The 23368-nt window shown below is 70.3% G+C and carries 21 protein-coding genes; 6 read left to right on the top strand and 15 right to left on the bottom strand.

Going from position 1 to position 23368, the window contains the following annotated elements; all coding sequences use genetic code 11:
• The first annotated feature begins 1 nt into the window (after position 1).
• On the top strand, positions 2-1186 hold the full coding sequence (locus ABZX11_RS05105) for a MarP family serine protease (RefSeq protein ID WP_354910044.1): 1185 nt from the start codon (positions 2-4) through the stop codon (positions 1184-1186).
• Here ABZX11_RS05105 and ABZX11_RS05100 read toward each other — a convergent pair.
• Positions 1183-2064, bottom strand: coding sequence for a GntR family transcriptional regulator (locus ABZX11_RS05100; protein ID WP_176174293.1), 882 nt, complete (start codon positions 2062-2064; stop codon positions 1183-1185). The two genes, ABZX11_RS05105 and ABZX11_RS05100, sit on opposite strands and share 4 nt — an antisense overlap.
• Before the next feature lie 110 nt (positions 2065-2174).
• On the opposite strand from ABZX11_RS05100, the gene ABZX11_RS05095 reads away from it, so the two are divergent.
• Positions 2175-3263, top strand: coding sequence for an FAD-dependent monooxygenase (locus ABZX11_RS05095; protein ID WP_354910040.1), 1089 nt, complete (start codon positions 2175-2177; stop codon positions 3261-3263).
• On the opposite strand, the gene ABZX11_RS05090 is transcribed toward ABZX11_RS05095, so the two are convergent.
• From ABZX11_RS05090 to nhaA, 3 genes are read right to left on the bottom strand one after another with little or no spacing between them, the layout of a single operon-like run.
• Entirely contained in the window at positions 3250-4176 is a 927-nt protein-coding gene (locus ABZX11_RS05090; protein ID WP_176174295.1) for an alpha/beta hydrolase, read from the bottom strand. The genes ABZX11_RS05095 and ABZX11_RS05090 overlap by 14 nt on opposite strands.
• A 5-nt stretch (positions 4177-4181) precedes the next feature.
• Complete coding sequence (locus ABZX11_RS05085) at positions 4182-4676, bottom strand: phage holin family protein (RefSeq protein WP_176174296.1); 495 nt, start codon at positions 4674-4676, stop codon at positions 4182-4184.
• A 42-nt stretch (positions 4677-4718) separates the two neighbouring features.
• Positions 4719-5906 carry a Na+/H+ antiporter NhaA gene (gene nhaA, locus ABZX11_RS05080; protein WP_354910037.1) on the bottom strand — a complete coding sequence of 396 codons (1188 nt, stop codon included), beginning with the start codon at positions 5904-5906 and terminating at the stop codon, positions 4719-4721.
• Between the two features lie 191 nt (positions 5907-6097).
• Between nhaA and ABZX11_RS05075 the strand changes: the two genes are divergently transcribed.
• Positions 6098-7555 (top strand): peptide MFS transporter, encoded by a 1458-nt coding sequence (locus ABZX11_RS05075; RefSeq protein WP_354910034.1) that lies wholly within the window; start codon positions 6098-6100, stop codon positions 7553-7555.
• Here the strand turns inward: ABZX11_RS05075 and ABZX11_RS05070 are convergent, their stop codons facing one another.
• Positions 7556-8284: a VIT family protein gene (locus ABZX11_RS05070; protein ID WP_176174299.1), complete on the bottom strand. Its 729-nt coding sequence runs from the start codon at positions 8282-8284 to the stop codon at positions 7556-7558.
• Between the two features lie 118 nt (positions 8285-8402).
• On the opposite strand from ABZX11_RS05070, the gene ABZX11_RS05065 reads away from it, so the two are divergent.
• Positions 8403-8756 carry a cupin domain-containing protein gene (locus ABZX11_RS05065; protein WP_354910456.1) on the top strand — a complete coding sequence of 118 codons (354 nt, stop codon included), beginning with the start codon at positions 8403-8405 and terminating at the stop codon, positions 8754-8756.
• A 153-nt stretch (positions 8757-8909) separates the two neighbouring features.
• Here ABZX11_RS05065 and ABZX11_RS05060 read toward each other — a convergent pair whose 3' ends face one another.
• The 3 genes from ABZX11_RS05060 to ABZX11_RS05050 all read right to left on the bottom strand — a co-directional run bounded on the left by ABZX11_RS05060 (position 8910) and on the right by ABZX11_RS05050 (position 12237).
• Complete coding sequence (locus ABZX11_RS05060; protein ID WP_176174301.1) at positions 8910-9410, bottom strand: DUF6319 family protein; 501 nt, start codon at positions 9408-9410, stop codon at positions 8910-8912.
• Positions 9411-9551: 141 nt separating this feature from the next.
• The gene (acs, locus tag ABZX11_RS05055) at positions 9552-11534 is read right to left on the bottom strand and encodes an acetate--CoA ligase (protein ID WP_354910030.1); all 1983 of its coding nucleotides are present in this window, start codon (positions 11532-11534) and stop codon (positions 9552-9554) included.
• Positions 11535-11634: 100 nt separating this feature from the next.
• Positions 11635-12237 carry a GNAT family protein gene (locus ABZX11_RS05050; RefSeq protein ID WP_176174303.1) on the bottom strand — a complete coding sequence of 201 codons (603 nt, stop codon included), beginning with the start codon at positions 12235-12237 and terminating at the stop codon, positions 11635-11637.
• Positions 12238-12351: 114 nt separating this feature from the next.
• On the opposite strand from ABZX11_RS05050, the gene ABZX11_RS05045 reads away from it, so the two are divergent.
• Together ABZX11_RS05045 and ABZX11_RS05040 are read left to right on the top strand one after the other, a co-directional pair.
• The gene (locus ABZX11_RS05045) at positions 12352-12849 is read left to right on the top strand and encodes a phosphoribosyltransferase (protein ID WP_176174304.1); all 498 of its coding nucleotides are present in this window, start codon (positions 12352-12354) and stop codon (positions 12847-12849) included.
• Positions 12842-13564, top strand: coding sequence for an oxidoreductase (locus tag ABZX11_RS05040; RefSeq protein WP_354910026.1), 723 nt, complete (start codon positions 12842-12844; stop codon positions 13562-13564). The genes ABZX11_RS05045 and ABZX11_RS05040 overlap by 8 nt, the downstream gene beginning before the upstream one ends.
• Here ABZX11_RS05040 and ABZX11_RS05035 read toward each other — a convergent pair.
• The 7 genes from ABZX11_RS05035 to ABZX11_RS05005 form a co-directional block, all read right to left on the bottom strand.
• Positions 13561-14652, bottom strand: a complete 1092-nt coding sequence (locus tag ABZX11_RS05035; RefSeq protein WP_354910024.1) for a HoxN/HupN/NixA family nickel/cobalt transporter — start codon at positions 14650-14652, stop codon at positions 13561-13563. The two genes, ABZX11_RS05040 and ABZX11_RS05035, sit on opposite strands and share 4 nt — an antisense overlap.
• A 53-nt stretch (positions 14653-14705) precedes the next feature.
• Positions 14706-15635: an N-acetylmuramic acid 6-phosphate etherase gene (locus ABZX11_RS05030; RefSeq protein WP_176174307.1), complete on the bottom strand. Its 930-nt coding sequence runs from the start codon at positions 15633-15635 to the stop codon at positions 14706-14708.
• A 23-nt stretch (positions 15636-15658) separates the two neighbouring features.
• Positions 15659-16633: a MurR/RpiR family transcriptional regulator gene (locus ABZX11_RS05025; RefSeq protein ID WP_254897082.1), complete on the bottom strand. Its 975-nt coding sequence runs from the start codon at positions 16631-16633 to the stop codon at positions 15659-15661.
• 238 nt (positions 16634-16871) lie between these two features.
• Complete coding sequence (locus ABZX11_RS05020) at positions 16872-18593, bottom strand: serine hydrolase domain-containing protein (RefSeq protein WP_354910454.1); 1722 nt, start codon at positions 18591-18593, stop codon at positions 16872-16874.
• 47 nt (positions 18594-18640) lie between these two features.
• Positions 18641-19897: a DUF1343 domain-containing protein gene (locus ABZX11_RS05015; RefSeq protein WP_354910020.1), complete on the bottom strand. Its 1257-nt coding sequence runs from the start codon at positions 19895-19897 to the stop codon at positions 18641-18643.
• Positions 19894-21633 carry a glycoside hydrolase family 3 N-terminal domain-containing protein gene (locus tag ABZX11_RS05010; protein WP_354910452.1) on the bottom strand — a complete coding sequence of 580 codons (1740 nt, stop codon included), beginning with the start codon at positions 21631-21633 and terminating at the stop codon, positions 19894-19896. The genes ABZX11_RS05015 and ABZX11_RS05010 overlap by 4 nt, the downstream gene beginning before the upstream one ends.
• Before the next feature lie 807 nt (positions 21634-22440).
• Complete coding sequence (locus ABZX11_RS05005) at positions 22441-23271, bottom strand: HAD family hydrolase (RefSeq protein WP_176174309.1); 831 nt, start codon at positions 23269-23271, stop codon at positions 22441-22443.
• Positions 23272-23368 lie beyond the last annotated feature (97 nt).

Genomic DNA, 23368 nt, shown 5'->3' with positions numbered 1-23368 from the left:
CGTGAACTGGGTCGATGTGCTGGTGCTGTCGCTGGCGGTGCTGGCGGCGGTGTCCGGCGCGTACCAGGGGGTGCTCGTCGCCCTGCCGTCGCTCGTCGGCGTGATCCTCGGCGCGGTCGCCGGGATCAAGCTCGCACCGGTGGTGGTCGCGTTCTTCGACGACCAGGTGTGGAAGGTCGCGATCGCGGTCGCGACCGTGGTGTTCCTGGTCGCGCTCGGCGAGGCGATCGGTGTCTACGTCGGCCGCCGGCTGCGGCAGAAGATCAACCCGGACAAGCTGCGCGGGGTCGACAAGACCCTCGGCGCCATCGTGCAGGCCATGGTCGTGCTCGTGGTGGCGTGGCTGATCGCGACGCCGCTGACCACGGTGTCCGCCCTGCCCTGGCTGCCCAAGGGGATCAACAACTCCCTGGTCCTCGGCAAGGTCAACGACGCGATGCCGGAGGCCGCGCAGGGCCTCCCGAGCCAGTTGCGCAAGCTGCTCGACGCGTCCGGCTTCCCGTCCATCGTGGACCCGTTCCAGAAGGCGCCGACGGCGGACACCTCGCCGCCGGACCCCGCGCTGCAGACCAGCGGCATCGTCCAGCAGCTGCACGGCAGCGTGGTCAAGATCCGCGGCACGGCCAGCTCGTGCTCGCGGTCGCTGGAGGGCAGCGGGTTCGTGATCGCGCCGCAGCGGGTGATGACGAACGCGCACGTCGTGGCGGGCACCGACACCGTCGGCATCGAGACGACCCAGGGCGACTACCCGGCCCGCGTCGTCTACTTCGACCCGGAGGTCGACATCGCGGTGCTCGCGGTGCCGCGGCTGCGGGCCCAGCCGCTGCAGTTCGCGCCGGAGACGGCGCGGGCGGGCGACAGCGCGGTGGTGCTCGGCTACCCGCTCGACGGCCCGTACCGGGCGACGCCGGCGCGCGTGCGCGGGCGGATCAACCTGCGCGGCCCGGACATCTACGAGGCCAACACCGTGCAGCGGGACGTCTTCACCGTCCGCGCCGAGATCCGCAGCGGCAACTCGGGCGGCCCGATGGTGAACCCGGACGGCAAGGTCATCGGCGTCGTCTTCGGGGCCGCGGTGGAGGACCCGGAGACCGGCTTCACGCTGACGGCGGAGCAGGTGCGCGCCGAGGTCGACGCGGCGCCGACACAGACGACGAACGTCTCCACCGGCTCCTGCGCCGCCTAGCGGCGGTACCGCAGCGCGAGGCCGTCCAGCAGGGCGCGCATGCCGGACTCGAAGATGTCGTCCAGCACCAGGTCGTAGCCGGTTTCGGTGAGCTCGGCGAACATCTTGGCGAACGTCGGGTGCCCGGCCGTCATGGCCGCGACCGCGGTGCTCTGGTGGTCCATCCAGCCGTCCTCGGTCAGCCCGGACGACGCCTGCGCGCTCTGCTCGCGTTCCAGGTGGATCGCCAGGCCCTGGACGTGGCTGAAGAACACGACGTGCAGGTCGCACAGCGTCGCCGCGTCCACGCCCAGCTCGGCCAGCGCCGACAGCGCCCACTCGCCGTGGGTGGCGAGGTTGCGCAGGGGCAGCGGCCGGGTGATCGGGCCCAGCTGGGCCAGCCACGGGTGCCGCCGGTAGAGCGACCAGAGCGTGCGGCCGCCGAGGGCCAGCCGGTCACGCCAGTCGCCCGAAGGCTTCGCCGGGTAGCCGCGTTCGCCGAACGCGGCGTCGGCCATGAGCAGCACCAGTTCGTCCCGGCTCCGCACGTACCGGTACGGCGCCATCGCCGCGACGCCGAGGCGGGCCGCGACCCCGCGCATCGACAGCGCGCCGAGGCCCTCGGTGTCGGCGATGGTGATCGCGGTCCGCACGAGCTGCTCGCGGGTGAGCCCGCGGCGGCCGCCGCGGTGGTCCCGGCCGGCGACGACCGTGCCGGACCGCGGCTCGGCGCGGACGACCCCCTCCTGGCCCAGCAGCTCCAGCGCCTTCGCCGCGGTCGCCGTCGCGACGCCGTGGTCCGCCGCCAGCCGCCGGGTGGACGGCACCCGCGCGCCCGGCGGCAGCTCCCCGCGGGCGATCCGGCCGCGCAGCTCGTCGGCGATGGCGAGGTACTTCACGGCGGTCTCCTGACTTAGTACAGAAGGCCATCTGTACTAGTACAGAAATAGCCGTCCAGCTGCGGACTCTCCAGAGTGGAGCGTACAAGCGTACGAACCTGGAGGAAACCATGCAGAACGTCCTGATCTCCGGCGCCGGGGTGGCCGGCGGCACCCTGGCCCGGTTCCTGGCCCGCGCGGGCTGGGCGGTGACCGTGGTGGACCGGGCGCCCGGCCCGCGCACCGGCGGCCAGGCGATCGACGTGCGCGGCGTCGCGCTCGACGTCGTCGACGAGCTCGGGCTCGGCGACCGGATGCGCGCACTGCGCACCCGGATGCGCGGGATGTCAGTGGTCGACGGCGAAGGGACCGAGCTGTTCCGCTCGGAAGAGCACACCTTCACCAGCGGCCGGCTGGACAGCGCCGACTTCGAGGTGCTCCGCGACGACCTCGTCGCGATCCTGCTGGACGCTCCCGGCGTCGAGTACGTCCACGGTGACGCGATCACGGCGCTGACCGAAGAAGCGCACGGCGTGCGCGTGGAGTTCGAGCGCGGTGGCTTCCGGACGTTCGACCTGGTCGTCGGGGCCGATGGCCTGCACTCGGTGGTGCGGCGGCTGGCCTTCGGACCGGAGGAGGACTTCACCCGCCACCTCGGCCAGTACCTGGCGATCTTCCCGGCGCCCAACTTCCTGGGGCTCGAAGACTGGCAGGTCTGGTTCCGCCACGAGCACACCGGCGGTGTCGCGTACCCCGTGCGGGACAACACCGAGCTGCGCGTCACGCTCGGGTTCGCCTCCGAACCGCTGCCGCGGCTGACCGTGCCGGAGCAGAAGCGGCTGGTCGCCGAGCGGCTCGCCGGGGTCGGCTGGGAGGTGCCGAAGCTGCTCGAAGCGATGGCGGCGGCGGACGTCTTCTACTTCGACGCGATGGCCCAGATCCACCTGGACCGCTGGTCGGCCGGGCGGGTGGTGCTGGTGGGGGACGCCGGCTACTGCGCCTCGGCGCTGTCGGGCCAGGGGACGAGCCTGGCGTTGGTCGGCGCGTACGTCCTCGCGCAGGAGCTCGGCCGTGCCGGGTACGAAGACGCCTTCGCGGCTTACGAGACGCGGATGCGGCCGTTCGTCACGTTGAACCAAGGGCTCGCGACGGAGAACCCCGAAGGGCCGGCGTCGGAGGAGTCGGTCGAGCGGGCGAAGAACGCCATCAGCCTTGCTTGAGGAAGCCGGCCAAGGCGGCCGACGTGCGGTCGGGTGCTTCGAGGTGGGGGAAGTGCCCGACGTCCGGCCAGATCTCCGGCTCGGTGTGCGGGCCGGCCCAGCGCGTCGACGACAACGCCGTTTCGGGGAGGATGCAGGTGTCTTCGGCGCCGTGCAGCTGCAGCGTCGGCGCCGCGATCCGGGTGCTGACGGCGTCGGTGAAGCGGCGGCCTTCGCCGCGGAACTGGGCGCGGAACGCCCACCGGTAGTACTCGAGCGCGCTGTGCGCGACCCCGGGCACGAGCATCGCCTGCCGGAACGCCTCGACGCTGCCGTCGAAGTCCGAAGTGGACCGCCAGCGCCGGCCGGCCCAGCCGGCGAACAGGTCCGCGACGGCCTGCGCGTCCGCCTTCACCAGCCACTTCTCCGGCGCCATCGGCAATTGGAACCGGAAGAGGTGCCCGGTCGCCCGGCCCTGGCCGCGCCACGGGCGGGCCGCGCCGGAGCGCAGCGCGAGCGGGTGGGCCGCGCCGATCGCCGTCACCGAGGAGACCAGCCGCGGGTGCAGGGCCGCGACCGTCCAGGCGAGCATCCCGCCCCAGGCGTGCCCGACGAGGTGGGCGCGGCGGGCCCCGAGCGACTTGATCAGCCCGCCGACGTCACCGGCGAGCGTCCAGGCGTCGTAGCCGCGGGGCGGCTTGTCGGAGTCGCCGTAGCCGCGCAGGTCGACGGCGACCGCGCGGAACCCGGCGTCGGCCAGGGCGCGCAGCTGGTGGTGCCAGGTCCACCAGAACTCGGCGAACCCGTGCAGCAGCACCACGACCGGCCCGTCGCCGAGTTCGGCGACGTGCAGGCGGATGCCGTTCGCGGAGACGTCGCGGTGGACCCACGGGCCGTCGAGCCGGACGATCGACGGGTCGGGGGACGCGTGCAACGAACTCAGTCGCGCGTGGTGGTCACGCCGGCTTCGGGCGCCTTCTGCGGCTTCAGCGCGGCGGCGGTCTCCTTGACGCTGGCGATGGTCCGCTCCGGCGCCTTGAACTTCTTCACCTTGCGGTACCCGAGGAACCCGGCCACCCCGGCGACGACCAGCATCAGGAAGAACACGATGCCGAACGCGATCCAGCGGTACCGCACCCACTCGGCCAGCCCCTCGGCCGCGAAGAAGAACAGGAAGAACGTGCTGTACAGGAAGACCGTCAGCGCGATCAGGAAGAAGACGGCTCCCTTGAGGCCCTTCTTCACCTCGCCGACCAGCTCGGACTTCGCGAGCTCCATCTCGGCCCTGACCAGGGTGGAGATGTGCTGGGTCGCGTCGCCGACCAGACGGCCGATCGACTGGTCGCCGGGGACGTCGGAAGCGGAGGACAGCGGGAGGTAAGGCACGGCCCCCACGCCGTCGGGGCCGGTTCGCTCGTGCTTGGGGCTGCTCACCGGGTCATCGTGCCATGTGTCCTTTGTGCGGGCGCGGCGGAGTCACAGTGTGTCGGAGATTCGCGCGTGAACCTTGCTACGACGGAGTAGCAACGCCGCCGCCAGCAGGGACGCGATCGCCGACGCGATCAGCACCGCGGCCTTCGCCAGTTCGCTCGTCCCGTCGGGCAGCGACAACTCCGCGATCAGCAGGCTCACGGTGAACCCGACCCCGCCGAGCACCGACAACGCGGCCATGTCCCGCCAGCCCATGCCGCGCGGCTTCTCCGCGAGACGCAGCTTCACGGCGAGCAGGCTGGCCCCGAGGATCCCGACGACCTTGCCGCCGAGCAGCCCGGCGAGCACCGCGAGCGGCAACGCCGTCGTGAACACCGCGCCGAGCGCGTCGGCGTTCACCGAGATCCCGGCCGCGAACAGCGCGAACACCGGCACCGCGACGGCGGCCGACCACGGCTGGAGCCGGTGTTCCAGCCGCAGCGCGGGTGCCTCGGCCTCGCCATCGTCGGCGCGGACGCGGGTGAGCAGGCCCAGCGCGACGCCGGCGATCGTGGCGTGGATGCCGGCCGAGTGCACCGCGACCCAGGTGACCAGCGCCAGCGGGACGTACAGCCACGGCGTCCGCACCCGGCGGTGCTGCAGGAACGCGTAGAGGGCGAGCGCGGCGACCGCGACCGCCGCCGCGACCAGGTCGAAGCCCGTCGTGAACAGCACGGCGATGACGACGATCGCGCCGAGGTCGTCCACCACGGCCAGGGAAAGCAGGAAGACCCGCGCGCTCGAGGGCAGGTTCGACGCCGTCAGCGCGAGCACGCCGAGCGCGAACGCGATGTCCGTGGCGACCGGGATCGCCCAGGCCCGTTCGATCCCCGGCGTCCCCCATCCCACGGCCAGCGCGACGAGCGCGGGCACGGCCATCCCACCGACCGCGGCGACGACCGGCAGGATCGCCTGCTTGAACCGGGACAGCTCACCGATGACGAGCTCGCGCTTGAGCTCCAGCCCGGCGACGAAGAAGAACAGGGCGAGCAGGCCGTCCTTCGCCCAGTCGCCGATCGTCAGGTTCAGGTGGAGGAACTCCGGGCCGAGCCGGAAGTCGCGCAGCGCGTGGTAGCTGTCCCGCAGCGGCGAGTTGGCCCACAGCAGCGCGACCGCCGTCGCGCCCAGCAGGATCAGGCCGCCGGTCGTCTCGGTGCGCAGGTACCGGGCGAATTCGCTGAACGGGCGGGTCATCGGGGCGGCTCCTGGGGTCGCTGATCACTGTTGCCGACCAGGCTTCCCGGCGCACCTTGATGCCATTTTAACAGCCCTTTGTCACGCATTGTCATGACCGCCGCCACACCGGGTACCGGTGGTGGGTCACCAGCCGGGCTCATAGCATGCGAATCGACAACGAAGTCCCCCCGGACAAAGGAAGACGAGTTGTGAGCACCTCCACCGAGGTCCAGCAGGACACGAGGTTCTTCGGGCACCCACGAGGACTGGCGAACCTCTTCGGCGTCGAGATGTGGGAGCGGTTCTCCTACTACGGGATGCTCGGCATCCTGCCGATCTACCTCTACTACAAGGTCGAACAGGGCGGTCTGGGCCTGGCGCAGGAGTCCGCGCTCGGCATCGTCGGCGCGTACGGCGGCCTGGTCTACCTCTCGGCCGTCATCGGCGCGTGGGTGGCCGACCGCCTCCTCGGCTCCGAACGGACGTTGTTCTACAGCGCCGTGCTCATCATGATCGGCCACATCAGCCTGGCCCTGCTGCCGGGCCTGGCCGGCATCGGCGTCGGCCTCGTGTGCGTCGCGGTCGGCAGCGGCGGGCTGAAGTCCAACGCGACGGCGATCGTCGGCACGCTCTACGCCGAAGGCGACGAGCGGCGCGACGCAGGCTTCACGATCTTCTACATGGGCGTCAACCTCGGCGGCTTCGTCGGCCCGCTGCTGACCGGGCTGGCGCAGACCGAGGTCGGCTTCCACCTCGGCTTCGGCCTCGCCGCGATCGGCATGGCGCTGGGCCTGACCCAGTACGCGTTCGGCCGCAAGAACCTCGGCGACAAGGCGAAAGAGGTGCCGAACCCGCTGCCCGCGTCCCGGCGCGCGCTGGCGATCGGCGCCGCCGTCGTGCTGGTGGCGGCGGTGGTGACGCTGGTCGTCACCGGTGTCGTCAACCCGGGCAACCTCGCCGACGTCGTCGTATGGGTGGTCGGCGTGATCTCGGTGGTCTACTTCCTGGTCATCCTGACCAGCGGCAAGATCACGAGTGTCGAGCGCAGCCGGGTGTTCTCCTTCATCCCGATGTTCATCGCCAGCGCGGTGTTCTTCTCGCTGTACCAGCAGCAGTTCACGGTCGTCGCGGCCTACACCGACCAGCGGCTGAACCGGACCCTGTTCGGCTGGGAGATGCCGGTGTCGTGGGTCAACTCGATCAACCCGGTGTTCATCATCGTCTTCGCCCCGGTGCTGGCGGCGCTGTGGACGAAGCTCGGCGAGCGGCAGCCGTCGACGCCGATGAAGTTCGTCCTCGGCACGGTGCTGATGGGCGCGGCGTTCCTGCTGTTCCTGCCGATGGTGGGCAGCGGCAAGAACGCGAGCCCGATCCTGGCGATGGTCGGCATCCTGTTCGTCTTCACGATCGCCGAGCTGTGCCTCTCGCCGGTGGGGCTGTCGCTGTCGACGAAGCTCGCGCCGGAGGCGTTCCGGACGCAGATGGTGGCGCTGAACTTCCTGTCGATCTCGTTCGGCACCGCGATGTCCGGCAAGCTCGCCGAGTACTACTCGGTCGACGACGAAGCGCCGTACTTCAGCACGGTCGGCCTGGTCGCGATCGGTGTCGGCATCCTGCTGTTCCTGGGCATCCCCTTCATCCGCAAGCTGATGAAGGGCGTGCACTAGCTAGCCGACGGTGACCCCGAAGATCACCCCGACGAAGTAGGTCACCACCATCGTGAGGGCGCCGACGCCGACGTTGCGGAGGATCGCGCGCCCCACGTTCGCGTCGCCGAGCCTCGCGCTGACCCACCCGGTCAGCGTGAGGCCGACGACGACCGCGGCCGCGCACGCCCAGACCCGCAGGGAGACGCCGGCCCAGGCGATGGACAGGATCGGCAGCAGCGCGCCGACTGAGAAGGCGAGCAGCGACGCCCACGCGGCCTGCCACGGGCTGGTCAGGTTGTCGGGATCGATGCCGAGCTCGGCCTCCGCGTGCGCCTGCAGGGCGTCCTTTTCGGTCAGCTCGCGGGCGACCCGGGTGGCCAGCTCCGGCGAGAGACCCTTTTCCTCGTAGATCCCGGCGAGTTCGCGCTCCTCGGCTTCGGGCATCGTCTTGAGTTCCTGCTTCTCGAGCCGGAGCAGGGCCTGTTCGGTGTCGCGCTGGGTGCTGACGGAGACGTATTCCCCACCGGCCATGGAAAACGCGCCGGCGACGAGCCCGGCGATCCCGGCGGTGAGAATCGTGGTGCTTTCCGTGGTGGCCCCGGCAACGCCGACGACGATGCCGGCGACGGACACGATGCCGTCGTTCGCCCCCAGCACCCCGGCCCGCAGCCAGTTGAGCTTCCCACCCACGCCCTCGTGCGGTTCGTGTGCGTGTTCCACGGCGTCACCGTCGATCGTTTCGGTCACCGGACCAGTGAAACACGGAAGCGGAACCGTGGCGAGAGCTGCCCTTTCGGTCAGGTGCGCCTAAATAACGGCTGCCTTACCTAAGTGGTCCTGTGTGGACTCTCAGCGGTCCGGGGTCATGATGGACGGCATGGAAGAGCAAGTGTGGCAGCCGCTGGTGACGGTGGAGGGCCTGCCCCTCCTCGGCGGCGAAGGCCGGTTCCGGCAGCTGGAGCGGGCCGAGAGCGGACTGGCCTACTTGATCCACTACCCGGCGGGGGTGTCATCACCCCCGCACGCACACGACCACGACTCGATCGTCTACGTGCTTTCGGGCAGGCTGCGCGGAGCGGTCGACGGCGTGGAGGCTGTGCTCGAGCCGGGTGATTCGGTGGTCCACCCGCGCGGGGTGGCCCACCACGTCGAGGCACTGACGGACGCGATGTGGGTGGAGTTCAAGTCACCCCTGCCGAACCGGCCACCGATCGCCTGAGCCGACCCTCCCGGTGCGCGAACCGACCCTCCGGGTACGCAGGCCGACCCTTCGGGTACGCGAGCCGACCCTTCGGGTACGCGAACCGACCGCCTGAAAAAGCGGAAACGCCCGGCCCGCGCGAAGCGGACCGGGCGTCTCCTGGAGTGAAGCTCAGGCGTCCAGCTCGGCGAGGGCCTGCTTGGCCTTCTCGAGCTCGGCCTCCAGCGCGGCGACCTTCGCCGCCTGCGCCTCGCGGGCCTGGTTGATCACCTCGTCGATCGGGCCGGACAGGTCGGAGTGCAGCTCCTTCGCCGCGCGCGAGACCGCCGCGGCCGGGATCTCCAGGCCCTTCGCGACCCACTTCGAGCCGTTCTTCAGCTCGGCCTGCCACTCGCCGTCGGCGGTGCCGGTGACCGTCAGGATCAGCTCGACCGTGCGGGTCTTCTTCGCCGTCGACGCCGTCGCCGCGCCCTTCGGGCGGCCGCGCTTCGGCTTCGGGGCTTCCTCCTCGGCGGCCGGAGCCTCCGGGGAAGAGGCCGGGGACGCGGACTCGGTGACGGCCGCCTCGTCGGCGGAAACCTCCGAAGCCGGGCCGGTCGAAGCAGCCGGAGCCGGAGCGGAAACCGGGGCCTCGGCCGTTTCCTCGTCGTGCGTCAGGACATCCACGGTCATCGTCGTGTCGTCTCCTTGCCCGGGAAGTGGGTGTGGTTCGCGGCACAGCGTAGAACATGCGTTCGACTCGTGCCACACGGGGTGTCATGACAGAGCCCTCCCGGCGCGAAGCCGGAAGGGCTCTGACGGGAGAACGCTAGCTCACTCCTCGGACTTGCCCGACTGCAGGCCCGACGAGATCAGGTCCATCACCGACGAGTCGGCCAGCGTGGTGACGTCGCCGACCTGCCGGTTTTCCGCGACGTCCCGCAGCAGCCGGCGCATGATCTTGCCCGAACGCGTCTTCGGCAGCTCCGGCACGACCATGATCTGCCGCGGCTTCGCGATCGGCCCGATCTCCTTCGCGACGTGGTTGCGCAGCGCCTGGATGGCCTCCTCGCCGCCGTCGACCGCGTTGCCGCGCAGGATCACGAACGCCACGATGCCCTGGCCGGTCGTCGGGTCGGTCGCGCCGACGACCGCGGCCTCGGCCACCGTCGGGTGCGAGACCAGCGCCGACTCGACCTCGGTCGTCGAGATGCGGTGGCCGGACACGTTCATCACGTCGTCGACGCGGCCGAGCAGCCAGACGTCACCGTCGTTGTCGTACTTCGCGCCGTCGCCGGCGAAGTAGAAGCCCTGGTCCTTGAACCGCGACCAGTAGGTGTCCTTGTAGCGCTCCTCGTCGCCCCAGATGCCGCGCAGCATCGACGGCCACGGCTTGTCGAGCACCAGGTACCCGCCACCGCCGTGCCCGACCTCGGCGCCCTGGTCGTCGACGACCTTCGCGGACACGCCCGGCAGCGCCTTCTGCGCCGAGCCCGGCTTGGTCGACGTGACGCCCGGCAGCGGCGAGATCATGATCGCGCCGGTCTCGGTCTGCCACCACGTGTCGACGATCGGGGCCTTGCCCGCGCCGATGTTCTCGCGGTACCAGATCCACGCCTCCGGGTTGATCGGCTCGCCGACCGAACCCAGCACGCGCAGCGTCGACAGGTCGTACTTCTCGGGGATTTCCGCGCCCCACTTCATGAAGGTGCGGATCAGCGTCGGGGCCGTGTAGTAGATGGAGACCTTGTACTTCTGGATGATCTCCCAGTGCCGCCCCTCGTGCGGGGTGTTCGGCGTGCCTTCGTAGACGACCTGCGTGACGCGGTTCGCGAGCGGGCCGTAGACGATGTAGCTGTGGCCGGTGATCCAGCCGATGTCCGCGGTGCACCAGTAGACGTCTTCGCCTGCCTTGTGGTCGAAGACGTTGTGGTGCGTGTACGCGGTCTGCGTCAGGTAGCCGCCCGAAGTGTGCAGGATGCCCTTCGGCTTCCCGGTCGTGCCGGACGTGTAGAGGATGAACAGCGGGTGCTCGCTGTCGAAGGCCTCGGGAGTGTGCTCTTCGGACTGTCCGTCGACGAGCTCGTGCCACCAGAGGTCGCGGCCGTCGGTCCAGGGCACCTCGCCCTCGAGCTGGTCGCCGGTGCGCTTCACGACGATGACCTTCTCGACGGTCTCGGCGCCTTCGAGCGCTTCGTCGACGTTGGCCTTCATCGGCGCGGCCTTGCCGCGGCGGAACTGGCCGTCGGAGGTGATCACGAGCTTCGCGGCGGCGTCGTCGACGCGGGCCCGCAGCGCCGTCGGGGAGAAGCCGCCGAAGACCACGCTGTGCAGCGCGCCGATCCGCGCGCACGCGAGCATCGCGAAGATGGCCTCGGGGACCATCTGCAGCTGGATCGCCACGACGTCGCCGGCGGTGACGCCCAGCGACGTGAGTGCGTTGGCGGCCTTGGAAACCTCGGTCTTCAGCTCGGCGTAGGTGATGTCCCGGGTGTCGCCCGGCTCGCCGACCCAGTGGATCGCGACCTGGTCACCGTGGCCGGACTCGACGTGCCGGTCGACGCAGTTGTAGGCGACGTTCAGCTTGCCGCCGACGAACCACTTCGCGAAGGGCGCATTGGTCCAGTCCAGTACCGTGGTCCACTTCGTGTCCCACGTCAGCCGCTCCGCCTGCTTCGCCCAGAACGCTTCGCGATCGGCATCCGCCTCGGCGTAGAGATCGGCCTTGGCGTTGGCCTGGCCAGCGAATTCGTCACTGGGCGGGAAGGTGCGGCTCTCGGTGAGCAGGTTGTCCAGAGCGGGGGACTGCTCGGTCATGGTTGCAAGGCCTCCTGTAGTGCGCCGACATGACGGCTAGCGGCACGCTAGCGACGTTAGTCCGCCTTGTAAAAGGTTGCACCCACGTTGCCCTGTCGTTTCACCGAGCCAGGCGAGCGGCGGTGACTAAGCGTTCGTTCAGGCGGGCCTTCGCGGCGGGCCACTCCGGGGCCAGCATCGAGTAGAGGACCGTGTCGCGCGACGAGCCGTCCGGCCGGATCCGGTGCGCGCGCAGGACGCCCTCGCGAAGCGCGCCGAGCCGTTCGATGGCGCGTTGCGAGCGGAGGTTGCGGATGTCGGTCTCCCACGCAACCCGTTGCGCACCAAGGGTTTCGAACGCGTGCTGGAGCAACAGCAGCTTCGCCTCGGTGTTCAGCCCGGTGCGCTGCCAGTCCGCGCCGATCCAGGTGTGCCCGATCGACAGGATCCGGTGCTGCTCGACGACCTGGTAGTACGACGTCGTGCCGGCGACCCGGCCGGAGGTGACGTCGATCTGCGCGAACGCCCGGCGGGCGGGGTCGGCGAGCGCGTGGGCGACCATCCGCTCCGCCGCCGGAAGATCCCCCGGCTGCCGGATGCTCAGCCACGCCCAGATGCCCGGGTCGGCGCCGGCCTCCAGCAGGCCCTTGGCGTGCCCGGCCGCCAGCGGCTCGAGGCGGACGTGCTCGCCGGCCAGGGTCGGCCGCGTGTTCCAGTCGCTCACCGGATCACCATAGGCGCCGGCAATGGCAGTCCAAGATAGCCAGTTTCCGAGCATTTCCGCAGGCCACTTCAGCGTTGCCTATGCTCGGCGGACCACGACGGAAGGGCGGGCTCGATGGCCGAAGAGCGGGAAGAGCTGAGCTGGGAGCTGTTCGGCACGGCGAGCCGTGAACTGGCTCACACCATTGCCGAAGACGGCTTCGCGCCGGACCTGATCCTGTCCATCGCCCGCGGCGGCCTGTTCGTCGCCGGCGCCCTCGGCTACGCGCTCGACGTGAAGAACCTGCACGTGATGAACGTCGAGTTCTACACCGGCGTCGACCAGCGCCTCGACCTGCCCGTGATGCTGCCGCCGGTGCCGAACGTCGTCGACCTGACGAGCAAGAAGGTGCTGATCGCCGACGACGTCGCCGACACCGGCGCCACCCTCAAGCTGGTCCGCGACTTCTGCCTCGAGCACGTCGCCGAGGTCCGCTCGGCCGTCGTCTACGAGAAGCCGCACTCGACGGTGAAGTGCGAGTACGTCTGGCGGCACACCGACCGCTGGATCAACTTCCCGTGGTCGGTCCTGCCGCCCGTGGTCTCCCGTGAAGGCCAGGTGCTCGATGCCTGATCCGCTGAAGCCCCTCCTCGACCTCGAGGGCGTCGCGGCGGCGGCGAAGTCGGCGCAGGACGCGGTGTTCGCGGTCCACCGCCTGCCGGCCAACCTCCGCGGCGGCGCGGCGACGGCGGCGGAAGCGTCGGTCCGCGCGGCCCGCGCGTCCGCCGGCATCGAGGGCGCCAACCCGGAACTCCCGGCGGACGGCGCGGTCGCCGACCCGGTCCTCGCGGGTGCCCTGCGCGTCGCGGAGACGCTGGAGTCGCTGCTGCCGACGTGGCGCCGCGCGCCGCTGCAGGCGTTGGCGCGCCTGCACGTCCTCGCCGCGGCGGACCTCGTCGGCGACCTGGACGCGCTGGGCCGTCCCCAGTCCGGCGGCGGCCGCCTGGAGCTGCTGGCCCAGCTGGTGACCGGGGCGACGTCGGTGCCCGGCCCGGTCCTGACGGCGGTCGTCCACGGGGAACTGCTGGCGCTCAAGCCGTTCGGCAGCGCGGACGGCGTCGTCGCCCGCGCGGCGGCCCGGCTGACGATGGTCGCGACCGGTCTGGACCCGAAGTCGCTGAGCGTCCCGGAGGTCGCGTTCTTCCGCCGGGTCCCGCGTTATCTCGAGGCCGCGGACGGCTTTGCGGCCGGGACGCCGGAAGGCGTGCGCGCGTGGCTGCTCTTCTGTTGCGAAGCGTTCGAAGCGGGTGCGCGCGAGGCGAAGTCCATTTCGGACGCGGCTTCCTAACCGGACAGCTTCGCCGACCACTTCTCTTCGATCCGCCCGAACCGCCACACCGCCAGCGCGACGATCCAGGTCAGCATGAACAGCCCGACGATCCCGAACCCGACGTAGTCCAGGTTCACCGAGGCGATCGCGGCCAGCGGCCCGGACCTGATGTCCAGCTTTTCGGCGAGGATCGACACCAGCTCGATGGTCCCGATGAGCAGCGCCACCGCGACCGACAGCGCGGTCACTGTGATGTTGTAGAAGATCTTGCGCACCGGCTTGGCGAACGCCCAGCCGTAGGCGAAGTTCATGAAGCAGCCGTCCACGGTGTCGAACAGGGTCATCCCGGCGGCGAACAGGATCGGCAGCACGAGGATCGCGTACCAGGGGAGGGCGAACGTCGCCGCGCCCGCGGCCAGCACGAGCAGCCCGACCTCGGTCGCGGTGTCGAAGCCCAGCCCGAACAGCAGCCCGACCGGGTAGATGTGCCACGGCTTGCGCACGGCCTTCGTCGCGCCGCGCAGCAGCCGGTTCATCATCCCGCGGTTGTCCAGCTGGTGCTCCAGCGCGGCTTCGTCGAAGTCGCCGCGGCGCATCCTCCGGAAGACCCGCAGGATCCCGACCAGCACGACCAGGTTCAGGATGGCGATCACGTACAGGAACACGCCGGACACCGACGTCCCGATCACCCCGGTGGCCTGGTGCAACGCCGACGAGTCGTCCTCGACCTGGCCGGCCAGCGCGCGGACGCCCAGCGACAGCAGCAGGCACAGCGCGAAGACGATCGTGGAGTGCCCGAGGGAGAACCAGAACCCGACCGACAGCGGCCGCTGCCCGTCGGCCATCAGCTTGCGGGTCGTGTTGTCGATCGCGGCGATGTGGTCGGCGTCGAACGCGTGCCGCATGCCGAGCGTGAACGCCGTGACACCCAGGCCGATGCCGAACACGCCGGACGCGCCCAGCGCGTAGTGGTGCGGTGCGACGAACGCCGTGAGCACGCCCCAGCCCACGACGTTCAGCAGCAGGACGAAGCCGGCCATCGCGCCGATCGACACCCACTCGCGACGCGAAAGCCCGCGCCGCGAGTCCTCCGTGGTACCCGCCATGCCACCCGCCTTCCCTCTCATCTGAGAGATTAGACAGGTGAACAGATAAGAAGCTAGCTCGCGCGCACCCGCACGAGGTCCAGCGCCTTCCGCACGTGCCCGCCCGACGCGTGCAGAGCCTTCGCGGCGCTCTTGACGTCCTCACCGGACAGCAAGTGCACCAGCGCCACCTTGAGGTCGCCCCCGGCCTCGGTGAGCGCGTCCGAGCAGTCCGCCATCGTCATGCCGGTGGCTTCCTGCAGGATCCGGATGGTCCGGCCGCGCAGCTTCGCGTTCGTCGCCCGCATGCTGACCATCAGGTTGGAGTAGGTCCGGCCCAGCTTGATCATCGTCGCCGTCGAGAACGACGTGAGGATCATCTTCTGCGCCGTGCCCGCCTTCATCCGGGTCGACCCGGCGATCGCCTCCGGCCCGGTGTCGACGGCGATGAGCACGTCGACGCCCGCCGGCTTGGCGGCCTTCGGGTTGCCCGACACCAGCCCGGTCCGGGCGCCCTGACGCGACGCGGCCAGCAACGCGCCCAGCACGTACGGCGTCCTGCCCGACGCCGTCAGCCCGAGCACGAAGTCACCGGGTTGCACCATCGCGGCCATCTCGGCGGCTCCCGCCGCGGAGTCGTCCTCCGCGTTTTCGACGGCGTGCCGCAGGGCGCGCTCGCCGCCGGCGTGGTGCGCGATGAACCAGTCGCCCGGCACGTTGAACGTCGGCACCAGCTCGGCCGCGTCCAGGGTGGCCAGCCGCCCGGACGTGCCCGCGCCGACGTAGTGCACCCGGCCCCCGGCCCGCAGGGCGTCCACCGCGTGGTCCACCGCGCGCGCCACCTGGGGCAGCACCGCGGCCACGGCACCGGGGACCGTGCGGTCCTCGGCGTTGATCGCGCCCAGGATCCCCGCGGTGGACATCAGGTCGATGTCCTGGGTGCGGGGATTGCGGGTCTCGGTCGGCGAATCGACGTGCACCGCCTGCACGGGGACGGTCATCATGCGCCTCACATTTTCTCCGGTCATTACTTGCCGGTTTCCCGCGGACGGCGACGACCGTCCGGCCTGACCCCCAAGCGGTGCGATCCGACGGCGTCCCTGGTCGCGTCCAGCGCGCTGACCGACGCGTCCATGTGCCTCTGCGCGACGCCGATGAACAGGCAGTCGATGACGGTGAGCTGGGCGATCCGGCTCGCCGTGGCGCCTGAACGGAACGTGGTTTCCCGGGCCGCGGTCGTCAAAACATGATCGGCGACCTCGGTGATCGGCGAGCGCGGGAAGTTCGTCACGGCGATGGTGATCGCGCCGTGCTCCCGCGCCACGCGCAGCGCCTCCACGGTGTCGGTGGTCGCGCCGGTGTGCGAGACGCCGATCGCGACGTCACCGGGGCTCAGCACCGCGGCCGAGGTGAGCATGATGTGCGTGTCCGACCACGCGAAGCACACGCGGCCGATGCGGTGCAGCTTCTGCTGCAGGTCGGCGGCGACGAACGCGCTGGCGCCCACGCCGTAGACGTCCACGCGGCCGGCGTTCGCGACGACCTCGATCACCCGCTCGAGGGTGGCGACCTCGAGCTGGTCGGCCGTCTCCTCGACGGCACGGGCGTCGGCGAAGCTGACCTTGCCGATCACGGCGGCCAGGTCGTCCTCCGGGCCGATCTCGCCGCCGAGGTTGCGCGTGGTGCGCGCCTCGGTGCGCGCGGTGTCCGCGGCCAGCGCGATGCGCAGCTGCGGGTAGCCGCCGACACCCACCGCCTTGCAGAACCGGGTCACCGTGGTCTCGCTCGTGTTGGCGGCCAGGGCCACCTCGGTGATGCTGCGCCGCGCGACGGACGCGGGGTCGTCCAGCACCACCTTGGCCACGCGCTGTTCGGCGCGGGCCAGGCCGGGGAGCAGCGACCGGATGCGCACCAGCGGGCTGGAGTCGGCGTCCCGTGCGGCCGTCTGGACCGATACGGGCTCGGACTGTGCCGTGCCGATTACGGATTCGGTATCACTCACCGTCGGAAAGTTACTAACCGTTGGCATCTGCGACAAGGCTACCCACACCCTTCGGTCGGATCGCAACCCGTCCGTGTCTGCGGATCTGGATTTGCGATTAATCACTGACCAGAAAGTCGCCAACCAGGTCGACCTTGTTAACGAGGTCAAGCTAACGACTTGGCAACTTAGTGTCGCGGTGCAAGCGGCAAGAGGACGGTAAATTCGGGCTTGTGGTGGACATTCGGCGACCGGTTCGTCACCGAGAGGTCAACTGCCAGCCGTCCGCGGCGAAAACAGCGGGGTCTCGTTCACCGTCGAGGAGTGATCGGCCGCTCTCGGTGACTTTCACACCGTCGACCGAAACACCTCGTCCCGTGTAACTCGGGTCGGTGCTGTAACGCCAGCGGAGACTCAGCGACGCCGCCTGCGGCAGCGTGCCCACCGCCCTCCACCAGGCACGGTGTCCGTGCCCGGAGAGCGACGTCACGATTCCGGAGGGTGCGCCCGGGCCCGAAACCGATAGGGCGATCGGTTGCCAGTTAACGCCGTCGGTGCTGGCCTGCAGCTGAAGTGGATCTCCGCTGCCCTCGGTGTCCACGAAAGCGGCGAACGAGACGCGGGCTTGGGCACTTTGCGTGGTGAATGCCCGAGTACTGAGCGTGGCGACAGCGGCGTTACCCAGCGTGCTCGTCCAGGCGTCCTTCCCGGCCACCGGCCGCACCGCCATGGCCCGGGCCAGCGACGTCGCCCAGACCTGGCGGGCGGTGTTGATCGAGCCCCAGCTCCGGCTCGGGTGCACCCGGTTGGTCAGCAGGATCGCGAACGACCGCGACTCGAGGTCGATGACCAGCGTCGTTCCGGTGAACCCGGTGTGCCCGGCGGTGACCGGCGACGCCAGCGCGCCCATGTACCAGGGCTGGTCGAGCTCGAAGCCGAGGCCGTGCGCGTCGTCCGGGAACTGCTGGTTGTAGTTCGTCAGCAACTGCCGGACGGTCTCCTGCCGCAGGATCCGGTGCCCGCGGTAGCTGCCGCCGTTGACGATCGCCTGGGCGAGGGTGGCCATGTCGCCGGCCGTGCTGAACACGCCGGCGTGCCCGGCCACCCCGCCGAGCGACCACGCGTTCTCGTCGTGCACGCTGCCGCGCACCATCCCGCGCGGCGGGTTCGCCTCGAACTCGGTCGCGGCGATCCGGTCCAGCTTCGCCGCGGGCGGGTTGTACCCGGTGTCGGTCATGCCGAGCGGGGCGGTGATCCGGTCGTGGACGACCTTGTCGAGGGACTGGCCGGTCAGCTTTTCGACGATGAAGCCGAGCGTCAGCAGGTTGATGTCGGAGTAGAGGTACGTCGTCCCCGGCTTGTTCTTGAGCGGGCTGTCGAGGACGGCCTGCCGGCGCGATGGGATGTCCGGGTAGCCGGCCCAGAGCGACGGGATCGGGTCGGCGTCGAAGCCGGAGACGTGGGTGAGCAGCATCTTGACCGTGATGGCGGCCTTGTCGCCGGTGGCGAACTCCGGGAAGAAGCGGCTCACCGGGGTGTCGATGGTGAGCTGACCGCGTTCGACCAGCTGCATGACCGCGATCGAGGTGAACAGCTTCGAGATCGAAGCCATGTCGAAGATCGTGTCGTTCTTCATCGGGACCTGCTGCTCGGCGGGCAGTTCGGTGCCCTTCGCGTCGGCGTACCGCAGGGCGGCGCCGACGGCGTACCGGTCCACGACCACGCCGTCGTGCGCGAGCAGGCCGACCGCCCCGGAGAAGTGCGGGTGCCCGGAGGTGTCCGGCCTGGTCCAGCCGGCCAGGAAGTCCTCGGCCGCCCTGATCGGCGCGGGGTCGAGGTTGACCTCCTGCGGCCGTCCGTCGCGCAGCGTCGTCCACGGCGGGGCGAACCCCTGCTGCGGCCGGTCGAAGCGGCCGGCCGCCGGATCGTGGCTGGTGATGGCGCTGGCTCCAGAGGTCAACGTGGTCAGTGCGACCAGCACTCCGGTGGCCGCGACGAGCACCTTCCTAGCACGCACGAGTCTCCCCCTCAGCGGTAGAGCAGGTAGTGGCGGCGTCTGCGGTCGAACCCGGCCAGCTCGGCCCGCCAGGCGCCGGTGACCTCGTCGACGCCCGCGCCGGCGTCGACCATGGTCCGGAGCCGGTCGGACCCGGACAGCTTGTCGATGTAGTTGTCGGGCCGCCAGGCGAACACGTCCGGGTGCTGGGCCTTGGCCGTGACGAGCATGGCGACGGCGGTGCGGATCGCGTCGAACGCGCGTGGGTCGCTGACGGACAGCTGCACGCCCCCGCACGTCTGGTTGACGAACTTGCTGAACGTCGGGACGAAGTAGGTCTCGCGGAACTTCGCTCCGGGCAGCTGCTCGTCTTCGAGCTTTTCGCGCCAGCGCCAGTCGAGCCCCGGCGCGCCGATGATCTCGAACGGCCGGGTCGTGCCGCGGCCCTCGGAAAACACCGTGCCTTCGAACATCCCGGTGCCCGGGTAGACGAGCGCGGTGTCCGGCGTCGGCATGTTCGGGCTCGGCAGCACCCAGTTCAGCCCGGTCTGCGCGAAGAGTGTGTCGCGCTGCCAGCCGCGGACCTGGACGACGTCGAGCTGCACGTTTTCCTCCGGCAGGAACTCGCCGGCGAAGAAGCGGGCGAGTTCGCCGACGGTCATGCCGTGCTGCTGGGCGATCGGCTGCCGCCCGATGCCGGAGGCGAACTTCGGGTCGAGCACCGGGCCGGCGGCCCGGCCGCCGAGCGGGTTCGGCCGGTCGAGGACGACGAAGGCGGCTTTGACCTGCGCCGCGGCCACCATCGCTGTGTAGAGGGACCAGATGTAGGTGTAGAAGCGCGCGCCGACGTCGGCGATGTCGAAGACGACCGTGTCCACGCCGGCCTTGGTGAACAGCGAAGCGAGCTTCGTCGCGTCGACGCCGTACGCGTCATAGACCGGTACGCCCGTGCGCGGGTCCGTGTAGTCGCCCTCGGACCCGCCGGCCTGCGCGCTGCCGCGGAAGCCGTGCTCGGGGCCGAAGGCCGCCACCGGTTTCACCCCGGCGGCCACCATCGAGTCGACGATGTGGTCGCCGTTCAGCAGCACGCCGGTCGGGTTGGACAGCACGCCGAGCTTGCGCCCCTGCAGCGGCCGCCAGCCCTGCGCGGCCAGCAGCTCCGCGCCGGTCAGGACCCGGTTCGGGCGCCCCTGGGCCTCGGGTTGCGCTCCGGCCACGGCGGAGCCGCCGGCCAGCACCGGGACGGCGAGCGCGCCCGCGCCGAGGAAGTGGCGCCGGTTCAGGGTCACCAGGTCAGTCCGTGGCCGAAGGGGTACTTGACGGTGTGCACGTCGGTGCCCGCGGGGATGTCGACCGGCAGCTTCCCGACCGGCTTGGTCTCGCCGAGGATGACCTTGGCCAGCGCCTCCAGGGTCGGCCCGATGTAGCCGTACGTGGCCAGCCACGTCTTGACGGCGCTCGGGTACCCGGCGTCGTACGGGATCTGCGCGGCGACCGCGACCACCGGCTTGCCGGTGGCCTGCAGCGCGTCCAGGAGCTTGGTCTGCAGGGGGAAGCCGCCGATGTTGTTGGTCAGCACGACGACCAGGTCGGCGCTCTGCGCCTTGGCGACGGCCTGCGCGACCTGGGCGTCCGTCGGGGCCTGGCCGGTCTGGTACGCCGTCGCGGCCGTGCCGTGGGCGGTCAGCTTCTGCGCGAGGGTGGCCGTCGTCGAGACGCCCCAGCCGGTGACCAGCGCGGTCGCGGGCTTCTGCCGGAGCGGCAGCACACCGGCGTCGTTCGCGACGGCCGTGATGCCGCGGTCGGCGATGTCCTGCGCGGTGGCGAGGTTCGACGGCGTGCCGACCGTCTTCATCACCCGGTCCGGGTCGGCGAACGGCGAGAAGAGGATGCCGCTCTTGAACTTGAGCTTCAGCACGCGCAGCACGCTCTGGTCGATCCGCTGCATCGGAAGGTCACCGGATTTGACGGCGGCGAGCACCGAGTTGATCGCGAGTTCGAGGTGCACCGGCATGAGCAGCTGGTCGACGCCCGCCTTGAGCGCGAGCACCGGGATCTCGGCGTCGCTGTGCAGCTTGCGCACGCCTTCCATCTCGAGGGCGTCGGTGATCACGACGCCGTCGTAGCCGAGTTCCTTCCGCAGGCGGTCGGTGACGATCGGCTTCGACAGCGTGGCGGGCTCGAGCGACGGGTCGAGGCTGGGGAACTGGATGTGCGCGGTCATGATCGAGTCGATGCCGGCCTTGATGGCGGCCTTGAACGGCGGCACGTCGGTGGCCCGCCACTGCGCTTCGGTGCTGTCGATCCGGGGCAGCCCGGTGTGGCTGTCGGTCGGCGCGGCGCCGTGGCCGGGGAAGTGCTTCGAGGTCGCCGCGACGGACTTCTGGAAGCCCTTGACCTCCGCGGTGACGAAGTCGCTGGCCAGGCCGGGCTGCCCGGAGAAGGACCGGACCCCGATGACCGGGTTGACGGGGTTGGAGTTGACGTCCGAATCGGGCGCGAAGTCCTGGTTGATCCCGACGGCGCGCAGCTCGCGGCCGAGGATGGTGGCGGCCTGCGTCGCGCGGCGGGTGTCCCGGCCGGCGGAGATGGCCATCGCGTTCGGGAACTCGGTGGCCGGCGCGCCCATCCGCGTGACGGTGCCGCCCTCCTGGTCGGCGGCGATCTGCAGCGGGATGTGCGCCCCGCTGGTCACGGCCGCTTTCTGGAGGCCGTTGGACAGCTTCGCCACCTGCACGGGGTCGTCGAAGTTGTCGCGCGTGTCGTTGTTGAAGTAGATGACCCCGCCGAGGTGGTACTTCTGGACGACCTGCGCGGGCGTGTCGACACCGAAGTCGGTCTGGTTCTTCGGGTTGACCTCGTCGGCGGTCTTGCCGTTCACCCAGGTGACGAACAGCTGCCCGACCTTCTGCTCCAGCGTCAGCCCCCGCAGCGCCCGCGTGGCGGCGGCCTCGGCCTGCGCGTCCGCGCTCACCCGCGGCGCGCTCGCCGCGGCCGAGACACCCACACCGGTGAAGGCGAGCACCCCCGCGACGGGCAGGGCGAGCGCATGGAACCTCCGATTTCGGGTCGTCACGACCAGCCTCCCAGAAAGTAGCGGGCGCCGTCGGACGTCAGAAATCCACTTGGAGGCGCCAGTATCGGGAAGCTACTCACCGAATCCGGTGATGTCCATCGACCGACCGCACGAACCCACCAGTCGTACCCGGATCGGTAGCAAACCCCGCACCCCGAGTCCCGCCCCCAATCACGCGAGTCCCGCCTCCAGTCACGCGAGTCCCGCTCCCAGTCACGCGTGTCGACCCTTCAATCACGCGAGTCGGCTCTCCAATCACGCGTGATGCCCCGCCAATCACGGGTGATGCCCCACCAATCACACGTGAGGCCTCGCCAGTCACACGAGATGCCCGGAACGTCCCCCCAAATAGACGAGGCGGCGCCCGTGGCCGAAGCCACGGGCGCCGCCTGCAAGCGCGAACTTCTCGGGCGACCAAGCGTGCAACTCTGGTCGTACCTACATGGACTCGGCGTGTGGCGTCCCACTACGCAGTCCCTAGACGACGAGCCTCCCGCGGCGCGCTGCGCGTGGGTACCCGGAGTCCGCGCACGGAGGTTTGCCGGGGTGGAACAGGCTTCTCTTCTACCTGTTCCCTGGCCGACCGAACGTCCGCACCTACTTTCTACGCCGTGAGCCCGGTCACTTCAAGTGCGCGGACGGGTGCACCGGTACAGAGGCTGGATCGGGTGACACGGGCACCCTGCGCGACGGACAATTCGGGGCTGGGTCAAGCAAAGAGCCCGCTGTGCGGCCGTGTGGGTGGCTGGTGCTCCGTCATCGGGACCGACGGCGACGGTTGAGGCCGTACCAGGTCGCTCCGGCGGCCACCGCGCCGACGCCGAGCGCCACCATCCCGGCCGACCGGGTCGGGATCCGGGTACGCAGCGACATCGGCCGGTCGAAGGCCAGGATCGGCCAGCCGCGCTCGAGGGCCTCGCGCCGCAGGAGCTTGTCCGGGTTGACCGCGTGCGGGTGCCCGACGACCTCGAGCAGCGGGATGTCGGTGCTCGAGTCGGTGTAGGCGAAGCACTCGGCGAGGTCGTAGCCGTACGTGGCGGCGAGCTGCTTCGCGGCGACGGCCTTGTTGGCGCCGTAGCAGTAGAAGTCGACTTCGCCGGAGTAGCGGCCGTCGACGATCTGCATCCGCGTGGCGACGCTCCGGGTCGCCCCGAGCATCTCCGCCACCGGTGCCACGACCTCTTCGCCGGTCGCCGACAGCACGATCACGTCGTGCCCGTCCTCGCGGTGCCGCGCGATCAGCTCCGCCGCCTCCGCGTACACGAGCGGGTCGACGACGTCGTGCAGGGTCTCGCGGACGATCGCCGAAACCTGGGCGACGTCCCAGCCGGCGCACAGCGCGGAAACCTCGGCGCGCAGCCGCTCCGTTTTGTTCTCGTCGGCACCCGCGAGCGAGAACACCAGCTGCGCGTACGCGCTTCGCAACGCGGCGCGACGGTTGATCAATCCTTCTTTGAGGAGGGGCTTGCTGAACGCCAGCGCGCTCGACGAAGCGATGATCGTCTTGTCCAGGTCGAAGAACGCGGCCACCGCGTGCTCCGGGCCCGGCTTCCGGATGCGCGACGGCGCGCTGCTCGGTTCGGCCACCCTCCCAGGATAGGAGCTTGATCGGAGCGCGTCCCGTTGATCCACCACGCGCGCGTCGCGCCGGACGGAAAATCCATGACAGGCAGGCACTTCGGGC

The sequence above is a fragment of the Amycolatopsis sp. NPDC004169 genome (assembly GCF_040610315.1).
Lineage (GTDB): Bacteria > Actinomycetota > Actinomycetes > Mycobacteriales > Pseudonocardiaceae > Amycolatopsis.
Note: the sequence above shows the minus strand (reverse complement) of the source record. Positions and strands in the feature narration are given on the sequence as shown.